Source organism: Streptomyces albicerus (genome assembly GCF_008905045.1).
GTDB lineage: Bacteria > Actinomycetota > Actinomycetes > Streptomycetales > Streptomycetaceae > Streptomyces > Streptomyces albicerus.
Genome location: NZ_VWMY01000043.1, coordinates 37094 through 55803 on the forward strand (window position 1 = coordinate 37094; position 18710 = coordinate 55803).

General features: G+C 70.4%; 13 protein-coding genes. 9 read left to right on the forward strand and 4 right to left on the reverse strand.

The genetic code is table 11. The features are described from left to right. Nucleotides 1–22 precede the first annotated feature (22 nt). The 4 genes from GAS53_RS34125 to GAS53_RS34140 are packed head-to-tail and all read left to right on the forward strand — an operon-like array spanning nucleotide 23 to nucleotide 7188. Entirely contained in the window at nucleotides 23–2245 is a 2223-nt protein-coding gene (locus tag GAS53_RS34125; protein ID WP_151481625.1) for a sialidase family protein, read from the forward strand. Next, nucleotides 2242–4215 (forward strand): beta-galactosidase, encoded by a 1974-nt coding sequence (locus tag GAS53_RS34130; protein WP_151481626.1) that lies wholly within the window; start codon nucleotides 2242–2244, stop codon nucleotides 4213–4215. Before GAS53_RS34125 ends, GAS53_RS34130 begins: the two co-directional genes overlap by 4 nt. Next, the gene (locus tag GAS53_RS34135) at nucleotides 4212–6437 is read left to right on the forward strand and encodes a glycosyl hydrolase family 95 catalytic domain-containing protein (protein ID WP_151481627.1); all 2226 of its coding nucleotides are present in this window, start codon (nucleotides 4212–4214) and stop codon (nucleotides 6435–6437) included. Before GAS53_RS34130 ends, GAS53_RS34135 begins: the two co-directional genes overlap by 4 nt. A 37-nt stretch (nucleotides 6438–6474) precedes the next feature. Continuing rightward, on the forward strand, nucleotides 6475–7188 hold the full coding sequence (locus GAS53_RS34140; protein ID WP_151481628.1) for a glycoside hydrolase family 12 protein: 714 nt from the start codon (nucleotides 6475–6477) through the stop codon (nucleotides 7186–7188). A gap of 74 nt (nucleotides 7189–7262) precedes the next feature. Here GAS53_RS34140 and GAS53_RS34145 read toward each other — a convergent pair whose 3' ends face one another. Together GAS53_RS34145 and GAS53_RS34150 are read right to left on the reverse strand one after the other, a co-directional pair. After that, nucleotides 7263–8030, reverse strand: coding sequence for an ABC transporter permease (locus GAS53_RS34145; RefSeq protein WP_151481629.1), 768 nt, complete (start codon nucleotides 8028–8030; stop codon nucleotides 7263–7265). A 1-nt stretch (nucleotide 8031) separates the two neighbouring features. Next, nucleotides 8032–9072 carry an ABC transporter substrate-binding protein gene (locus GAS53_RS34150; protein ID WP_192583399.1) on the reverse strand — a complete coding sequence of 347 codons (1041 nt, stop codon included), beginning with the start codon at nucleotides 9070–9072 and terminating at the stop codon, nucleotides 8032–8034. A 156-nt stretch (nucleotides 9073–9228) separates the two neighbouring features. Here GAS53_RS34150 and GAS53_RS34155 point away from each other — a divergent pair, with 156 nt between their 5' ends. Both GAS53_RS34155 and GAS53_RS34160 read left to right on the forward strand, forming a co-directional pair. Then, nucleotides 9229–9999: an ABC transporter ATP-binding protein gene (locus GAS53_RS34155; protein WP_151481631.1), complete on the forward strand. Its 771-nt coding sequence runs from the start codon at nucleotides 9229–9231 to the stop codon at nucleotides 9997–9999. Between the two features lie 7 nt (nucleotides 10000–10006). Then, entirely contained in the window at nucleotides 10007–10933 is a 927-nt protein-coding gene (locus GAS53_RS34160; protein ID WP_151481632.1) for an LLM class F420-dependent oxidoreductase, read from the forward strand. Nucleotides 10934–10945: 12 nt separating this feature from the next. On the opposite strand, the gene GAS53_RS34165 is transcribed toward GAS53_RS34160, so the two are convergent. Continuing rightward, nucleotides 10946–13051 (reverse strand): glycoside hydrolase family 31 protein, encoded by a 2106-nt coding sequence (locus tag GAS53_RS34165; protein ID WP_151481633.1) that lies wholly within the window; start codon nucleotides 13049–13051, stop codon nucleotides 10946–10948. A 124-nt stretch (nucleotides 13052–13175) separates the two neighbouring features. Continuing rightward, nucleotides 13176–14189, reverse strand: a complete 1014-nt coding sequence (locus tag GAS53_RS34170; RefSeq protein WP_151481634.1) for a LacI family DNA-binding transcriptional regulator — start codon at nucleotides 14187–14189, stop codon at nucleotides 13176–13178. A 439-nt stretch (nucleotides 14190–14628) separates the two neighbouring features. Between GAS53_RS34170 and GAS53_RS34175 the strand changes: the two genes are divergently transcribed. From GAS53_RS34175 to GAS53_RS34185, 3 genes are all read left to right on the forward strand, one after another. Continuing rightward, nucleotides 14629–15675 (forward strand): outer membrane protein assembly factor BamB family protein, encoded by a 1047-nt coding sequence (locus GAS53_RS34175; RefSeq protein ID WP_151481635.1) that lies wholly within the window; start codon nucleotides 14629–14631, stop codon nucleotides 15673–15675. Nucleotides 15676–15805: 130 nt separating this feature from the next. After that, nucleotides 15806–16612, forward strand: a complete 807-nt coding sequence (locus GAS53_RS34180; protein WP_151481636.1) for a GH12 family glycosyl hydrolase domain-containing protein — start codon at nucleotides 15806–15808, stop codon at nucleotides 16610–16612. Between the two features lie 124 nt (nucleotides 16613–16736). Then, nucleotides 16737–18683, forward strand: a complete 1947-nt coding sequence (locus GAS53_RS34185; protein WP_404829366.1) for an acyl-CoA dehydrogenase family protein — start codon at nucleotides 16737–16739, stop codon at nucleotides 18681–18683. Nucleotides 18684–18710 lie beyond the last annotated feature (27 nt).

Here is an 18710-nt window from a genome sequence, read left to right on the forward strand (position 1 = left end):
CTTTCTTAGAACGAGGTATGTCATGCGCACGCCCCGCCTCAGCAGACGAGCCGTCCTTGCCGGGACCGCCGCCACGGTCGCCGTCTCCGCTGTCTCTGCCGCCGCCGGCCCCGCACTGGCGGCCTCGGAGGCCGACGCGCCCGCCTACCGCTGGCGCAACGTCGTCATAGGCGGCACCGGATTCATCACCGGCGTTCTCTTCCACCCCTCCGTGCGCGGCCTCGCCTACGCCCGTACCGACATCGGTGGCGCCTACCGCTGGGACGACCGTGCCGCCCGCTGGACCCCGCTCACCGACCACCTCGGGTGGGACGACTGGAACCTCCTCGGTGTGGAGGCGATCGCCGTCGACCCTGCCCGTCCCGACCGCGTGTACCTCTCCCTCGGTACGTACGCCCAGTCGTGGGCCGGCAACGGCGCGGTGCTGCGGTCCGAGGACCGCGGTGCCACCTGGGCCCGGACCGACCTGGATGTGAAGCTCGGTGCCAACGAGGACGGGCGGGGCGCGGGCGAGCGTCTGCTCGTGGACCCGCGGGACAGCGACACGCTGTGGCTGGGTACGCGGCACGACGGGCTCCTCAAGTCCACCGACCGTGGGGCTACTTGGGCGACCGTGAGCGGCTTTCCGGCGAAGGCCAGTGCCTCCGGGCAGGGCGTCATGTTCCTTGTCGCGGCCGGGCGTGCGGTCTACGCAGGCTGGGGTGACGGTGACGGTACCGCGGGCACGGCGAACCTGTACCGCACGGCCGACGGCACGACCTGGGAGGCCGTGCCGGGGCAGCCGTCCGGCACCTCGGCCAAGGTCCCGGTGCGGGCGGCGTACGACAAGCACACGCGCGAGCTGTACGTGACGTACGCCGACGCGCCCGGACCCAACGGCCAGTCCGACGGCAGCGTGCACAAGCTGCGCATCGCGACCGGGAAGTGGACCGATGTGACGCCCGTGAAGCCGGGCGGGACGACGGCCGACGGGTCCGCCGACGCCTTCGCGTACGGAGGGGTCGCCGTGGACGCCCGCTGTCCGGGCACCGTCGTCGTCTCCACCAACAACCGCTGGGCCGACATCGACACGCTGTTCCGCACCACGAACGGCGGCCGCACTTGGACGTCCCTCAAGGACTCCGCTGTCTTCGACGTGTCCGAGACTCCTTTCCTCAACTGGGGCGGCGACAAGCCGAAGTTCGGCTGGTGGATCCAGGCGCTCGCCGTGGACCCGTACGACTCCGAGCACGTCGTGTACGGGACGGGGGCGACCCTCTACGGCACCCGCGATCTGAAGCGCTGGGCGCCGCAGATCCGCGGGCTGGAGGAGACGTCCGTGCGCCAGCTGATCTCGCCTCCGGCCGGGGAGGCGCACCTGCTGAGCGGGCTCGGGGACATCGGCGTGATGTACCACGAGCGGCTCACGGCGTCTCCGTCGCGCGGCATGGCGTCGAACCCCGTGTTCGGGTCGGCGACGGGACTCGCGCAGGCCGCGGCCAAGCCGTCGTACGTCGTCCGGGCGGGCTGGGGCGACAACGGCAACGGCGCCCACTCGAACGACGGAGGCCAGACCTGGGCGCCCTTCGAAACCCAGCCCGACATCGCCAAGAACGCACCGGGGCCGATCGCCACCAACGCCGACGGCAGCGTGCTGCTGTGGTCCTTCGTGCACTGGGACGGCACGAAGTACGCAGCCCACCGCTCCACCGACAACGGCGCGACCTGGTCCGAGGTCTCCTCCTTCCCGAAGGGCGCCACGCCGGTCGCCGACCCGGCCGACCCGACGCACTTCTACGCATACGACACCGACACAGGAACGCTATATGTCAGCACTGACAGTGGCCGTTCGTTCACTGCTCGTGCGGATGGGCTGGCCTCCGGTGACAGCCAGTTCAAGCTGGTCGCGGCGCCCGGGCGGAGCGGTGACCTGTGGCTGAGCGTGAAGACGAACGGGCTCTACCGGTCCACCGACGGCGGCGCGAGCTTCTCGAAGGTGGCCAGTTGCCGGGCCTCGCACACCCTCGGCTTCGGCAAGGCGGCCGCCGGCGCCGACTACCCGGCGATCTACCAGGTCGGCTCGACGGAGAACATCACCGCCGTCTACCGCTCCGACGACGAGGCGAAGACCTGGGTGCGGATCAACGACGACGCCCACCAGTGGGGATGGACCGGCGAGGTCATCGTCGGTGACCCGCGGGTGTACGGCCGGGTGTACCTGGCCACCAACGGACGCGGCATCCAGTACGGGGAGCCCGTCCGATGACCACCCCGGGACTCGGCCACGCCACCCGCGGCCGCATCCTCTTCGGCGGCGACTACAACCCCGAGCAGTGGCCCGAGGAGACCTGGCACGAGGACGTACGCCTCATGAAGGAGGCCCGCGTCAACTCGGTCACACTCGGCGTCTTCTCCTGGGCGAAGCTCGAACCCAAGCCAGGAGCAAGGGAGTTCGGCTGGCTGGACCGGCTGATGGACCTCATGCACGAGAACGGCATCGGGGTCGTCCTCGCCACGCCCACATCCTCGCCCCCGCCGTGGATGGGCCGGCTCCACCCGGACACGCTGCCCGTCGACGAGGACGGCCGCACCGAGTGGTGGGGCGGCCGGCAGCACTTCTCGCACTCCAGCGCGACCTACCGCCGCTACGCCGCCGCCATCACCGAGGACCTCGCCGCCCGCTACGGCAGCCACCCCGCCCTCACGATGTGGCACATCAACAACGAGTACTGCACCTACGACTGGGGCGACGAGGCCGCCGCCACATTCCGCCGCTGGCTGCGGGACAAGTACGGCACGCTCGACGCGCTCAACACCGCCTGGGGAACGGCCTTCTGGAGCCAGGGCTACGGCGACTGGGACGAGATCCTCCCGCCTCGCCACCCCCACTACATGAAGAACCCCACGCAGGTACTGGACTTCAAGCGCTACACCTCCGACATGCTCCTGGAGTGTTACCTCGCCGAGCGCGACATCGTCCGCCGGTACTCCCCGGACCTCCCGGTGACCACCAACTTCATGCCGATGTGGGTGGGCCAGGACGCCTGGAAGTGGGTCCAGGAGGAGGACGTCGTATCCGTCGACATCTATCCGGACCCGCGCGATCCGTTCGGCGCCCAGAACGGCGCGCTCATCCAGGACATGACGCGCTCCCAGGCCCGCGGACCGTGGATGCTGATGGAGCAGGCGGCCGGCCCCGTGAACTGGCGGGGCGTCAACCACCCCAAGCCGCACGGCCTCAACCGCCTCTGGTCCCTCCAGGCCGTCGCCCGCGGCGCCGACGCCGTCTGCTACTTCCAGTGGCGGCAGTCCCGCCAGGGCGCGGAGAAGTTCCACTCGGGCATGGTCAGCCACGCGGGGGAACAGGGCCGCACCTACCAGGAGATCAAGCGGCTCGGCGCCGAACTCGCCCGCATCAGCGAGCAAGTGACGGGCAGCCACTCACCGTCGGACGTCGCGATCCTGCACGAGTGGAACGCCTGGTGGGCGGGCGCCCAGGACGGCCGACTCTCCTCCGAGGTCGACCATCCCCAGGTCCTACGCGCCTGGCACCGCGCCCTGTGGGAGGCCCACGTCACCGCGGACTTCGCGCACCCGGAGCACGACCTGTCCGCGTACAAGCTGGTCGTCGTGCCCCAGCTCTACCTGCTCGACGACGCGGCGATCGACAACCTCGTCGCGTACGTACGCGGCGGGGGCACCCTCGTCTGCGGCTTCCTCACCGGTGTCGCCGACGAGGACGACCGCGTCCGGCCCGGCGGTATGGACGAGCGACTGCGGGAGCTCTTCGGCATCCACACGCTGCACGAGTGGTGGCCTCTGGACCCGGGGGAGACCGCCGAATGCGAAGGCTTCCGGGGCACGTTGTGGTCCGAGGAGATCGAGGCCGCGGAGGACGCCGTCGCGGAGGCCGTCTACAAGGGCGGCGAACTCGACGGACTCCCGGCCGTACTGCGCAAGGGATCCGCCTGGTACGTCTCCACGCTGCCCGAACCCGCCGCGCTGCGCGACCTGTTGGCGGGCGTGGCGTCCGGGGCCGGTGTGCGACCGGTGCTCGACGGACTGCCCGCGCAGGTCGAGGCCGTCCGCCGCGGAGACCTGCTCTTCGTCCTCAACCACGGGCGTGAGACGGTCACGGTCCAGGTGCCCGGTACGCATCGGGAGCTGATCACCGGGCAACAGGTCACTGATTCGGTGGAGTTGGAACGCTACGGAGCGGCGGTGCTCTCGCCATGAGCGCCGGCGCCCGGCCTTCGCGCCCGTCCCCGGCGCACGGCACCTGGGAGCCGCTCCCGGCCGTCCGCTGGGAGGACGCCTTCCTGAGCGGCAACGGCCGTCACGGCGCCATGGTGTTCGGCGATCCGAACGACGACCGGGTCATCATCACGCACCACACCCTGGTCCGCCCCAACGGCAGCGAACACGCGAGACCTCCGGAGCTGGCGGCCGAACTGCCCGCGCTCCAGGACCGGTTGCTCGCCGGGGACGTGACCGCGGCCGAAGGCTTCACGGACGGGCGCCCGTTGCAGTGGGTGCAGCCCTTCCATCCCGCCTTCCAGGTGCGGCTGCGGCGGCCAGCCGGCGGGGAGCGCGGCTACCGCCGCTCGGTCGACTTCACCACGGGCGTCGCCGAGGCGGTCTGCACGGGCTGGAGCAGTCGTGTCTTCGTCTCGCGCGCGGACGACGCGATCGTCCAGTACGTGACCTCCCCGGGGCTCACTCTGGACATCACGCTGGACCACCGGCTCCCCGGCGCCCCCGACGGACTGAGGGTCAGCAACGGGGTGGTCCTCACCCCTGAGGGCGCCGTACTCACGCTGCGCGCCCGCTACCCCGGCAGCGACCGTGCGTACACCGGAGTGACGCTGGCGGTGGTCACCGGCGGCCGTACGACGCTGACGCCGCCCGGAATGCGTGTGGCGGGGGCCGAGTCGGTCCTGCTGCTGACCCGGGTGCGACGGCACACCGGGGAACTGGACGCGGTGGCGGAGGCGCAGAGCCTGCGCGACCTGCTGCCGCCGAGCGGCGAGGAGCCGTACGGCAGCCTCCTGGAGCGTCACCTGGACCTCCACCGCACCGCGTACGCCCGCGCCTCCCTCACCCTCGACGCCGAAGAGGCCGAACGTGCCCTCCCCGGCTCGGAGTTGCTCAAGCGGCCGAAGAGCCCCGCCCTCCTTGAACGGCTCTTCGCAGCTGGCCGCTACCACCTGCTGTCATCCAGCGGAATGCTGCCGCCGAGGCTCACGGGACTGTGGACCGGCGACTGGGACACGGCGTGGTCAGGGGCGTTCACGACGGACGCCAACCTCAACCTGCAGACCGCGTCGGCCGTCGCCGGCGCGCTGCCGGAAGTCGTCGAGGCCCACGCGGCCCTGGTGCACGGGCAGTTGCCGCACTGGCGGGACAACGCCCGCGCCATCTTCGGTGCGCGAGGCATCGTCGCCCCACCGCACACGGACGGCGAGTCCGGACACACGTACCACTTCAGCCGTGAGTACCCCCTGCACCTGTGGACCGCGGGCGCCGACTGGCTGCTCAAACCGCTCGTCGACCACGACGAGACACGCGGGGAGCACGACCCCCGGCTGAAGCATGCCCTCGCCGAAGTCGCCCGGTTCTACGAGGACTTCCTCACCCGGACCGACGAGCACGGCCACCTCGTCGTCGTCCCTTCCTACTCACCCGAGAACCGTCCGGCGAACGCGAGCTGGGGTGCCCTCAACGCCGCCATGGACCTCTCGGCGGCGCGGCACGCCCTGCTCACGGCTGCCGCGTACCACCCGGGCCCGGACGCCGACCACTGGCGCGCGCTCGCCGAGCGGCTGCCCCCGCACCGCGTCAACGACGACGGCGCGCTCGCCGAGTGGGCCTGGCCCGGGCTCGACGACACGTACGACCACCGGCACCTCAGCCACCTGTACGGCGTGTGGCCGCTCGACGAGATCAACCCCTACGACACCCCCGACCTGGCGGCCGCCGCACACCGCGCGCTCGAACTCCGGGGTGCCGAGAACGACTCCGCGCACGGCTACCTCCACCACGCCCTCGCCGCGGCACGCCTGCGTGACGGGGAGCGGGTCGCGCACGCGCTCGGCCGGGTGCTGGAAGGTGACTTCTTCCACTTCTCCCTGATGAGCGCGCACTATCCCGGCCGGGATGTCTACAACGCGGACGCCGCCCACACGCTCCCCGCCGTGCTCATCGAGACGCTGATCCAGTCGACACCCGACCGGCTGGTCCTCCTGCCCGCGCTGCCCGCCGCGCTCCCGAAGGGCGAACTGCGGGGCGTACGGACGAGGTTCGGCGCCGAGGTCGACCTCAGCTGGAGCCCGCAAGACGCCCGAGCGGTGATACGGCCCACCCGCACCCACCGCATCGACCTCAGGACTTGCTCCGGAGCGCGACCGCTCTCTCTGCGCGCCGGAGAAGACTGCGTCCTCACCCTGGGGCCGCAGTAGATCCACATCAGATCCCCCCACCCATGGAAGGGACACCATGGCAACACGCACTCTGAACAGGATCACCAAGGCTCTCCTGGCGCCCGCACTCGCGCTCGGCGCCACCATCGGTCTCGCCTCCGCCCCCGCCTCGGCCGCCGTCTGGAACTCCTGCGACCAGTGGGGCAACACCAGCCTGAACGGCTACACGCTCTACAACAACATCTGGGGCTCCGGCGCGGGCAGCCAGTGCATCTGGGCCAACTCCGGTACCAACTGGGGAGTCTGGGCCAACCACCCCAACACCGGCGGCATCAAGTCGTACCCGAACTCCAAGAAGGTGGTCAACAAGACGATCACCTCGCTCGGTTCGCTCAGCAGCAGCTACAACGTCACGGTCCCGTCCTCGGGCGCGTACAACACCTCGTACGACATCTGGGACACCGACTACGACTACGAGATCATGCTCTGGGTGAACTACAACGGAGCCGTCGGTCCGCTCGGTACCTCGCAGGGCAACGTCACCCTCGGCGGCCACACCTGGACCGTCTACAAGGGCAACAACGGCGCCAACGAGGTCTTCTCGTTCCTGCGCACCTCGGACTCGAACTCCGGCACCGTCAACATCCTGCCGATCCTCAAGTGGATCAAGGACACCAAGGGCTGGATGGGCAACGAGACCATCGGGGACGTCCAGTTCGGCTACGAGGTCACCTCGTCATCCGGTGGTCTGGACTTCCGGACCAACAACCTGACCGTCTCCAGCAGTTGAGCCACGCCGTCGCCGACAGGTGACCGTACGCCCGGGTCGGCGCCGTCCCCCACACGGGGCCGGCCCGGGCCCGGTCACCGCTGCGACGTCGTCTCCCGCACCCACGGCAACAACGTCCGCTCCGCCAGTACGAGGGCATAGAACAGCACCACACTCATCACACCCAGCAGCGCGATCGCGGCGAACGCCAGCGCCGTGTCGGAGTTCGCCCCGGACTGCACGATCACGAAGCCGAGGCCCTCGTCCCCGGCGCTGAACTCGCCGATGACCGCGCCCACGGCCGACAGGGGCATGGCCACCTTCAGCCCGACGAAGATCTGCGGCAGCGCGCTCGGGAAGCGGAAGCGCAGAAAGGTCTGCGTACGGGAGGCGCGCAACGACCGTGCCAGCTCGATGAGTTCGACCGGCGTCGAGGTGAGCCCGCCCGCGACCGACAGCACGACGGGGAAGAAGCACACGAGCAGCGCCATGACCACCTTGGGCTGCTGCCCGAACCCCATCCACACCACCAGCAGCGGGGCCAGCGCCACCTTCGGCACCGCGTTGAACGCCACCAGGAGCGGCGAGAACATCAGCTCCACGATCCGCGACGCCGCGATCGCGACCCCGATGAGCAGCCCCGCGGCCACGGCCAGCGCGAAGCCCAGCACGATGACGACGAGCGTGGTGACCGCCTCGCCCAGCAGATAGCCCGGTACGCGGAGGAAGGCGTCCAGCACGTCCGCCGGGGAGGGCAGGATGATCTCCGGTACGTCGAACACGACGACGGCCAGCGCCCAGGCACCGATCGCGGCGACCAGCCCGAGCACGGGCCAGCCGAACTCCCTTACCCGCCCGAGCACTTCAGGACTTCGGCACCAGATCGAAGGAGACCAGCTGCTCGGGCTTCAGCCCTGGTTTCACCGCTCCCGCGTCCACCAGCGCTTTGATCGCCCCGGCCACCCGTTCACGGTCCATCGTGCCGATCGGCGCGCCGTCCTCCTCGGGCTGTACGGCGTCGTCGACGAGCTCGATCTCGGCGGCGGCGGCCTTCGCGTTCACCGTCGGATGTTTCTTCGCCATCAGCGCCGCCGCCTCCTCCGGGTGGTCGATCGTGTACCGCATGCCCTTGAGCAGCGCGGACGTGAAGCGCTTGACCAGGTCGGGGTCCTCCTCGGCGATCTTCGTGGTCGTCGTGATCGCCGCGCCGTAGCTCTCGGTGAGGTACTCGCCGAAGGGGAGGACCACGACCTCCTTGCCCTTCACGGCGTTCTCGATGTTCGGGCGGCCCACCCGGTACTGGCCGACCGCGTCGACCTTGCCGGCCGCGAGGTTGACCCCGAGCTGCTGGGGCTCCAGATTGACGAAGTCGACCTTCTTCGCGTCGAATCCGGCGAGCTTCGCGTACGCGGGGAAGAGGGCGCCGATGACCGACCCCGCGGGGTCCGCGATCTTCTTGCCCTCCAGGTCGGCGGGCTTGCTGATGTCGCTGTCCGCCAGCGCCATGACGGCGGCGTCCGTGGTCTGGTGGACGGCCGCGACCGCCGTCACACCGGAGACCTTGCCGCCGCCGACCTGGATGATGGTGCTGCTGAGGTCGACGGGGGCGAACTGCGCCCGGCCGCCGGCCAGCGCGGCCAGGCTGATGCCGCTGCCCTGTCCCGGCTGGATGGTGACCGTGACGCCGGCGTCGCGGAAGTAGCCCTTGTCCTGGGCGACATAGGCGTACGCCTCGCGCCCGAACGTGCCGAAACCGGTGATGTACGTGACCTTGTCCGGTGCGGAGCCGCCGGCGGAGGACCCGCCCTCGCCCCCGCTGTCGTCGTCGGAGCCGCAGGCCGTGGAGAGCGCTGCCGTCATCAGGACAGCCAGGAGCGCGGCGGGTAACCGCGTGTTCCGTCTCATGGCAGTCAAGTGCAGCCGCTGAACGGGGAGTTGTCGATACCGAGGACCTTGTTGACATGTAACAAACATTGAACATCCGGTTGATCACAGGATGTGTCGTCCTATCCTCGGCCGTACCGCTACGGCTCCAGGTGAACCGGTGATGGGGGGCAGCCCGTGATCCGAGTGCGCGGCGTGTCGAAGAGCTACGACGGCCGCAGGGGGACCGTCGAAGCCCTGCGCGGCATCGAACTCGACGTCGAGGACGGCGAGTTCGTGGCGGTCCTGGGCCGCTCCGGCTGCGGCAAGTCCACCCTGCTGAGGGTGATCGCCGGACTGCTCCCGGCCTCCTCCGGCGAGGTGCGGATCGCGGGAGAACCGGTCCGCGAACCGCGCCGCGACGTCGCCATCCTCTTCCAGCGCCCCGCCCTGCTGCCCTGGCGATCGGTGCTCGACAACGTGCTCCTGCCCCTCCAGGTCCACAGCCGACCCCGTCCCGAACACCGGGAATCCGCCCGCCAGTTGCTGTCCACGGTCGGCCTGGACACCCCCTTCCACAAGCGCCTGCCGCACGAGCTGTCCGGCGGCATGCAGCAACGGGTCGCGCTGTGCCGTTCACTCATCCAGCGGCCCCGCGTGATGCTGATGGACGAGCCCTTCTCGGCCCTGGACGCCCTGACCCGCGAGGAGTTGTGCGAGGTCCTGCAAGACGTGCACATGGAGTACTCCGCCACGGTCGTCCTCGTCACCCACTCCATCGAGGAGGCCGTTCTCCTCGCCGACCGGGTCGTGGTGCTCAGCCCGCGCCCGGGCCAGGTCCGTACGATCCTCGACGTTCCGGTGCCCCGGCCGCGCTCCCTGGGCCACGACGCCCACGCCGTCGAACTCGCCCGCTGCCGCGCCGAGTTGCACGACCTGCTGCTGGCCAGCCATATGACGGGAGTGTGAGCGGGAGATGGAGCTGCGCGTCTTCACCGAGCCGTACCACGGTGCCACGTACGAGGAACTGCTGCGCGCCGCCCGGCACGCGGAGGAGTGCGGCTTCGAGGGCTTCTTCGTCGCCGACCACTACCACCCGATGCACTTCACCGACGCCCGGCCAGGACCCACCGACGCCTGGACCACACTCGCCGGACTGGCCCGCGAGACCTCACGGATCCGCCTCGGTACCCTCATGACCTCGGCCACCTTCCGGCAGCCCGGCGCGCTCGCGGTCGTCGTCGCCCAGGTGGACGCGATGAGCGGCGGAAGAGTCGAACTAGGCCTGGGCGCGGGCTGGTTCGCCCTCGACCACAGTGCGTACGGCATCCCGTTCCCGCCGCCCACCGAACGCTTCGAGCGCATGGAGGAACAGCTCCAGATCGTCACCGGCCTGTGGGCGACCCCGCCCGGCGAGCGCTTCTCCTACGAGGGCCGCCACTACCGCCTGACGGACTCGCCCGCCCTGCCGAAGCCCGTCCAGCGGCCGCGGGTGCCGCTGATCGTGGGCGGCCGGGGACCCCGCCGCACACCGAGGCTGGCCGCCAGGTACGCCGACGAGTTCAACCTGCCCTTCACCTCGCCCGCGCAGAGCGCCGACCTGTACGCGGGCGTGCGGGCCGCCCGCGAAGCGGCCGGAGGGCCTCCGCTGATCCTCTCCGTGGGCCTGGGCATAGCCTGCGGCCGCACCGAGGCCGAGATCGACGCCCGCCTCGCCCTCCTGGAAGAGCCGTCCCGCCTCCCACCGGAGGAACCGCTGCACGGCTCCCCCGGGAAGATCGTGGACCTGCTCGGCCAGTACGCCGACGTCGGAACGTCCCGCGTGTACGTACGCCTGCGCGACCTCTCCGACCTCGGCCACCTGGACCTGCTGGCGGCCGAGGTCGCACCCCAACTTCCCTGAGACGGCGCGCTGTTACTCGGCGACGGGAAGCCTCGCCCCGTCCCGCAGGAACAGCGGAATACGATCCAGCGGGGCGTCGACGGTCACGGCCGCGCCGCCCTCGTACGACTCTCCGGTCCACGCGTCGGTCCAGCGCGCGCCCGCCGGGAGGTAGGCGGTACGGGCCGTGGCGCCCGCCGTGAGGACCGGGGCGACCAGCAGATCCGGCCCGAAGAGGTACGAGTCCTCCACCGACCACGTCGCCTGGTCCTCGGGGAACTCCAGGAACAGCGGGCGCATCACCGGCAGCCCCTCCTCGTGCGCGGCCCGCATGACATCGAGGACGTACGGCTTCAGGCGCTCCCGCAGATGGAGGTACTTCTCCATGATCGCGCCGGCCTCCTCGCCGTACGACCAGACCTCGTTCGGACCGCCCGTCATGGTGGGACCGAGCGGCATGCCCGGGTCGCGGAAGCCGTGCAGGCGCATCAGCGGGGAGAGCGCGCCGAACTGGAACCAGCGGATCATCACCTCGCGGTACGCCGGGTCGTCCGGGTCACCGCCGTGGAAGCCGCCGATGTCGGTGTTCCACCAGGGGATGCCGGACAGCGCGGTGTTGAGACCGGCCGCGATCTGACGGCGCAGGGTCGCGAAGTCCGTGCCGATGTCGCCGGACCACAGGGCGGCGCCGTAGCGCTGGCTGCCCGCCCACGCCGAGCGGTTGAGGGTGACGACCTCGCTCTCGCCGGCCGCCAGCATGCCCTCGTAGAAGGTACGGGCGTTCTCGCGCGGGTACATGTTGCCGACCTCGAGCCCCGGGCCCGCCCAGTACCGCAGGTTCTCCTGGAAGCCCGGTTTGATCTCCGGCTCGCAGGCGTCCAGCCAGAAGGACGTGATCCCGTACGGATCGAGGTAGTTGTCCTTGATCCGGGACCACAGGAACTCGCGCGCCTCGGGGTTCGTCGCGTCGTAGAAGGCGACCTGGACCGTGGAGGCGACCTCCTTGTCCGGCCAGTCGGCGTGCGCCATCGGGCCGTACTGCGTGCCGACGAAGTAGCCGCGCTGCTCCATGAGCTGGTGGTTCTCGGAGAGCGGCGAGACGGACGGCCAGACGGACACGACGAGCTTGATGCCGAGCTCTTCGAGCTCCCGCTGCATCGCCGCCGGGTCCGGCCACTCCGCCGGGTCGAACTTCCAGTCACCCAGGTGCGTCCAGTGGAAGAAGTCGCACACGATGACGTCGACCGGCAGTCCGCGCCGCTTGTACTCCCTTGCCACGGCGAGGAGTTCGTCCTGCGTGCGATAGCGCAGCTTGCACTGCCAGAAGCCCGCCGCCCACTCGGGCAGCATCGGCGTACGGCCGGTCACCGCGCTGTAGCGGCGCTGGGCGTCGGCCGGATGGCCCGCCGTGATCCAGTAGTCGATCTGCCGGGCCGAGTCCGCCACCCAGCGCGTGCCGTTGCCGGCGAGCTCGACGCGGCCGATGGCCGGGCTGTTCCACAGCAGGGTGTAGCCGCGGCTGGAGGTGAGGACCGGAATGGTCACCTCGGCGTTGCGCTGCACCAGGTCGAGGACGGCGCCCTTCTGGTCGAGCAGACCGTGCTGGTGCTGGCCGAGGCCGTACAGCTTCTCGCCCTCGTACGCGGCGAAGCGCTGCTCCAGGCGGTGGTAGCCGTTGCCGACGGGGGTGTAGAGGCGCGGGCCCGGCCACCAGAAGTGGGCGCGCTCCTCGCTGAGAAGCTCGGCGCCGTCGTCGGTGCGGACGAAGCGGACCAGGCCCTCGGCGTTGACCTCGACGGTGAGCGCGCCGACGGTCAACTGCCCGTGCCCGTCCTCGATCTTGACGCTGGCCTCGGTGGCGGGAGCCTCGTCGAGCAGCGCGCACGGCAGGCCCTCCAGGACCGGTCCGCCGAGCCTGGCCCGGACCCGGACCGCGTCGGGGCCCCATGGCTCGACGCGTACGGTCTCCTGGCGGCCGCTCCACTCCAGGGCGCCGTCGCGTTCGCGGAACGTGCCGACGGTGGGGGAGGACTGGGCGAGGCCGGCGGACCCCTGGCCGGACCGGCCGGGCTGTCCTGGCTGGCTGAGTTGTCCGGGCTGTCCTGGCTGTCCGGGCTGGGTTTCGGCAGGCTGATTCACGGGGGGTGCTCCTGAAGGAAGGAGTGGCGACAGAACCCGGCGACGCGGCGCTGGCGCACCGGGACAGGTTGGGGTGCCCCAACGCCCTTGAAGCGTCCGGAAGTTGGGGGGTGGGCTGGTCGGGTCAGGAAGTGGCCGGTGCCGGGCCCGTGCTCGCCCGTACCGTCAACTCGGGTGCGAGAAGTACGACTTCGTCCTTGCCGTGTCCTTCGAGCTTGGCGATCAGTTGCTCCACGGCGCGTCGGCCCATCTCCTGAGCGGGGATGGCGACCGAGGTCAGCCGCACCGAGGCCTGCGTGGCGACCTGGTCCGGGCAGATCGCGATCACCGACACGTCCTCGGGCACGGCCCGGCTCTGCTGGCGCAGCAGCGCGAGCAGCGGCTCGACCGCGGACTCGTTCTGCACGACGAAGCCCGTGGTGCCGGGACGCTCGTCGAAGATCCGGGCCAGGGTGAGCGACATCGAGTCGTAGCCGCCCTCGCACGGCCGGTGCAGCACCCGCAGGCCCAACTCCCGTGAACGGGACCGGAGTCCGTCGAGCGTGCGCTCGGCGAAGCCCGTGTGCCGTTCGTAGACCGCGGGCGCCTCGCCGATGACAGCGATGTCACGGTGACCGAGCATCGCGAGATGCTCGGCGCACAGCGCGCCCGTCGCGCCGAAGTCGAGGTCGACGCAGGTCAGGCCGCTCGTGTCGGCGGGCAGGCCGATGAGGACGGACGGCTGGTCCGTGCCGCGCAGCAGCGGCAGCCGCTCGTCGTCCAGCTCGACATCCATCAGGATCATCGCGTCGGCGAGCCCGCTGCCGGTGACCCGGCGCACGGCGTCGGGGCCCTCCTCACCGGTGAGCAGCAGCACGTCGTACCCGTGGGTGCGGGCCGAGGTCGCCACCGCGATGGCGATCTCCATCATCACGGGTACGTACATGTCCGTGCGGAGCGGGACCATCAGAGCGATGATGTTGGACCGGCTGCTTGCCAGCGCCCGGGCTCCCGCGTTGGGGTGGTACCCGAGCTCCTGGATGCTCTGTTCGACCCGCTGCCGGGTGCCCGCGGAGATGGACCGCTTGCCGCTGAGGACATAGCTCACCGTGCTCGCCGAGACTCCGGCGTGCTGGGCGACCTCGGCGAGGGTGACCATCCAGCTCTCCAAGCGTTTGTGCGAAGCGCTTCGACAGGGCGCGTTGCGGATAAGGGGCGAGTGGGGGGTGGCTTGACAGTAGCTTGGTGGCGAGTGGGTGTCCATAGGTTGTCGAAGCGCTTCGACTCCGTCGGTTTGGCGGGGCGCCTGAGGGGGTGGGTGGCGCGGGTGGTTGGGCGGGTGCGGGCTGTGTTGGGCTTGTCGCGCAGTTCCCCGCGCCCCTCGTGGCCCCTGCGGGCCCCGATCAGGATGTGGTCGCCCCGACCGGACGTCGCCCCCTTTGCAGGTTGGTGGGGGCTTGTCGCGCCCACGCGGCGGAGCCGCACATGTCTCAGCCCCGCGCCCCTGAAAAGGGCCTGCGGCCACTTTTCGGGCCGATGGTTACTGCCTACCATGGCCCGCCGACTGCCTACCAGGGCCCGCCGTGGGGGGCCATCGGGTGGGGGACGGCGAGGTGCGGCCTGGTGGGGGCGTGGTCGAGCGGTGGATCGGGCCCTATCGCGTCGTCGGGCTGCTGGGTGAGGGCCTGCGCTGGAGCGCCGGAGCCGAGATGGGTTCCTACCTCACGCGCTGCGCCGGGGCCGTCGTGCTCGGCACCAAGGACGGCAGCGGGCGGCTGGCGGTCGTGCAGCCCTCGGACGGCCGCGGCTGGCAGACCGCTCCGCTCGGCGTGAGCCTCGCCCTGATCCAGCAGCCGGTGTGCGCGTCCCACGGCAGCACCGTCTACGTCGTCGGCCACGCGCCCGGCATGACCTTCCGGGACGAACCCGGGGACACCGACCGCCTCCTCGTCGCCTACGACATCGACGCGCGCCGCGTGCTCTGGCGCAAGAAGCTCACCCGGGCCAGGGCGCGGACGGCCGCCGCGGGCGCCGCGCGCGACCTGTTCGTCCTGCTCGACAACGACGCGGTCACCGCGTACCGCGCCGCCGACGGCGAGCAGGTATGGCGGCGGGCGCTGAGCCTGGAGGCCGTGGAGGTCATCGACCACGACGGCGCGACCCAGCGGGCCGTGGCGGTCTCCGACGACACCGTCGTCGTCTCCGGCCGGGGCACTCTCTGCCTCGATCTGCGCACCGGCCGCACGCGTTGGAGCTTCGACCCCGAGGAGACGGGAGACGAACTCGCCGGGCGGGTGCTGTGGGGCGAGGCCGCGATCGACGGTGCGACGCTCTATCTCACGCTCCTGGGACGGGAGTTGTGGGCCGTCGAGCGCGACCGGCGAAAGCAGCGCTGGCGGTGGCAGTCCACGGTGCTCCTCGAATCACCCCCGGCGCGCCCGCCCTTGCTTGCCGGAGACCTCGTCTTTCCGACCCCGGGCGAACTCGGCACGGACGCCGTCGCGATCGACCGCCGCACCCACAGGACGGCGTGGACCCTCAAGTCGGTGGAACGCGCGAGCGGCTCCTCCCTGCAACTGCTGGCCGACGACGAGCGGTTGTACGTCCTGCGCGGGCAGTCGCTCAGAGCCTTTCCGCTGAGTTGAGCGCTCTCCGGTCGGCGCCGCCCCCGGCGCGAGGTTGAGCGTTCTCCGGCGAGCCGGAGCTTGCGCGGCAACCTTTCGCAGCGCGGCGGTGACCAGGGGACGTAAGTGATCGTCCCCGGAAGGACCTCCGATGCAGCACAGACGCCCCCGCCTCTCCCGCAGGGCGAAGATCGCCGCCGCTGCCGTCACCGCGCTCGCGGCCGGCGCGTCCGTCACGGTCGCGATGGCCGGTGAGGAGGCCAAGAAGTGCGCGGCCTTCGACACGATCACGATGGGCAAGTACTACGTCAACAACAACCTCTGGGGCCAGGACGACGGCACCGGCACCCAGTGCGTCTGGGACAACTCCCGTAGCGGCGACACCATTTCGTGGGGCACGGACTACAGCTGGACGAGCAAGCCCGGCAAGGAGAACGCGGTCAAGTCCTACTCCGGCACCGTGCTCGGCTGGCACTGGGGCTGGAAGGTCGACAAGGCGTCCACCGAGCTGCCGATCCGGGTGGGTGACCGAAAGGCGGTAAGGACCAGCTGGGAGTTCGCCGTCAGTTCCGACCCCGGCACCATGAACGTCGCGTACGACCTGTGGCTGCACAGCAAGAACACCGCCGACTGGCAGGACCGGCCCACCGACGAGATCATGGTGTGGCTCAACCGGCAGGGCGGTGCGGGACCCCTCGGTTCGAAGGTCGGCAGTGTCAGCCTCGGTGGCGCCATGTGGGACATCTACGAGGGCGACATCGGCTGGAAGGTGCACTCCTTCGTCCGGCGGGCCAACACCACCAAGGCCACGCTCAACCTCGACGACTTCACCCAGGCACTCGTACGGCGGAAACTGCTGAGCAACGACAAGTACGTCTCCGGCATCGAGTCCGGCACCGAGGTCTTCCGGGGCAAGGGGCGGCTCGACACCAAGTCGTACTCGGTGGACATCGGCTGAACCGGCGTAAAGGCATCGGCCGAACGGACGCGCGAGGACTGGTGGGGTCGCCCGTAATCGGGTACATACGATCGAGTAGAACCGGTCGGTAACGTACCGGACCAAGATCCCTATTCGCGGCGAGGTGAGCCTCTTGTCCGCAACACCCCACCAGCCCGCTGTCACCGAACGTGAGGCCCGTCAGGTCGCCGAGGCCGCACGAGAGCAGGACTGGCGCAAGCCCAGCTTCGCCAAGGAGCTGTTCCTCGGCCGCTTCCGGCTCGATCTGATCCATCCGCACCCGATGCCGCCCGACGAGGACGCGCAGCGCGGCGAGGAGTTCCTCGCCAAGCTGCGCGACTTCTGCGAGACGAAGATCGACTCGGCGCTCATCGAGCGGGAGGCGCGGATCCCGGACGAGGTGATCAACGGGCTCAAGGAGCTCGGCGCCCTCGGCATGAAGATCGACACCAAGTACGGCGGCCTCGGTCTGACGCAGGTTTACTACAACAAGGCGCTCGCCCTGGTCGGCTCCGCGAACCCGGCGCTCGGCGCGCTGCTCTCGGCGCATCAGTCGATCGGCGTACCGCAGCCGCTGAAGATCTTCGGCACACAGGAGCAGAAGGACACCTTCCTGCCGCGCTGCGCCCGCACCGACATCTCCGCCTTCCTGCTCACCGAGCCCGACGTGGGCTCGGACCCGGCGCGCCTCGCCACGAGCGCCGTACCGGACGGGGACGACTACGTCCTCGACGGGGTGAAACTCTGGACGACGAACGGCGTCGTCGCGGACCTCCTGGTCGTGATGGCGCGCGTACCGAAGTCCGAGGGTCACAAGGGCGGCATCACCGCCTTCGTCGTGGAGGCCGCGTCGGAGGGCGTGACCGTCGAGAACCGCAACGCCTTCATGGGCCTGCGCGGCCTGGAGAACGGCGTCACGCGCTTCCACCGGGTGCGGGTGCCCGCCGCCAACCGGATCGGACCCGAGGGCGCGGGCCTCAAGATCGCCCTCACCACCCTCAACACCGGGCGGCTCTCCCTGCCCGCCATGTGCGTCGGCGCCGGGAAGTGGTGTCTGAAGATTGCCCGCGAGTGGTCGTCCGCACGCGAGCAGTGGGGCAAGCCGGTGGCGTTCCACGAGGCGGTGGGCGCGAAGATCTCCTTCATCGCGGCGACGACGTTCGCCCTGGAGGCCGTACTCGACCTGTCCTCGCAGATGGCCGACGAGGACCGCAACGACATCCGCATCGAGGCCGCCCTCGCCAAGCTGTACGGCTCAGAGATGGCCTGGCTGATGGCCGATGAGCTGGTCCAGATCCGCGGCGGCCGCGGCTTCGAGACCGCCGACTCGCTCGCCGCCCGCGGCGAACGGGCCGTCCCCGCCGAGCAGGTGCTGCGCGATCTGCGCATCAACCGCATCTTCGAGGGCTCGACCGAGATCATGCACCTGCTGATCGCCCGCGAGGCCGTCGACGCCCACCTCTCCGTGGCGGGCGATCTCATCGACCCGGAGAAGTCCCTCACGGACAAGGCGAAGGCTGGCGCGAACGCCGGTGTCTTCTACGCCAAGTGGCTGCCCAAGCTGGTCTCGGGCCCCGGCCAACTCCCGCGCTCGTACGGGGAGTTCCACCCGGCGGGACACGTCGACCTGTCCGGCCACCTCCGGTACGTGGAGCGGTCGGCCCGCAAGCTCGCCCGGTCCACCTTCTACGCCATGTCGCGCTGGCAGGGCCGGATGGAGACGAAGCAGGGCTTCCTCGCACGCATCGTCGACATCGGCGCCGAACTGTTCGCGATGAGCGCCGCCTGCGTCCGTGCCGAGCTCCTGCGGACCACCGAGCCGCACGGCCGCCAGGCGTACCAGCTCGCCGACGTCTTCTGCCGGCAGTCCCGTATCCGCGTCGAGGAGCTCTTCGGCCGCCTGTGGTCCAACACCGACGACCTCGACCACAAGGTCGTCAAGGGAGTCCTCGGCGGCGCCTACACCTGGCTGGAGGACGGAATCGTCGACCCGTCCGGCGAAGGCCCCTGGATCGCCGACGCCACACCGGGCCCGACCGAACGGGAGAACGTCCACCGTCCCATCCGTTGACCTTTTCCTCAGGAATGCACAACCGTC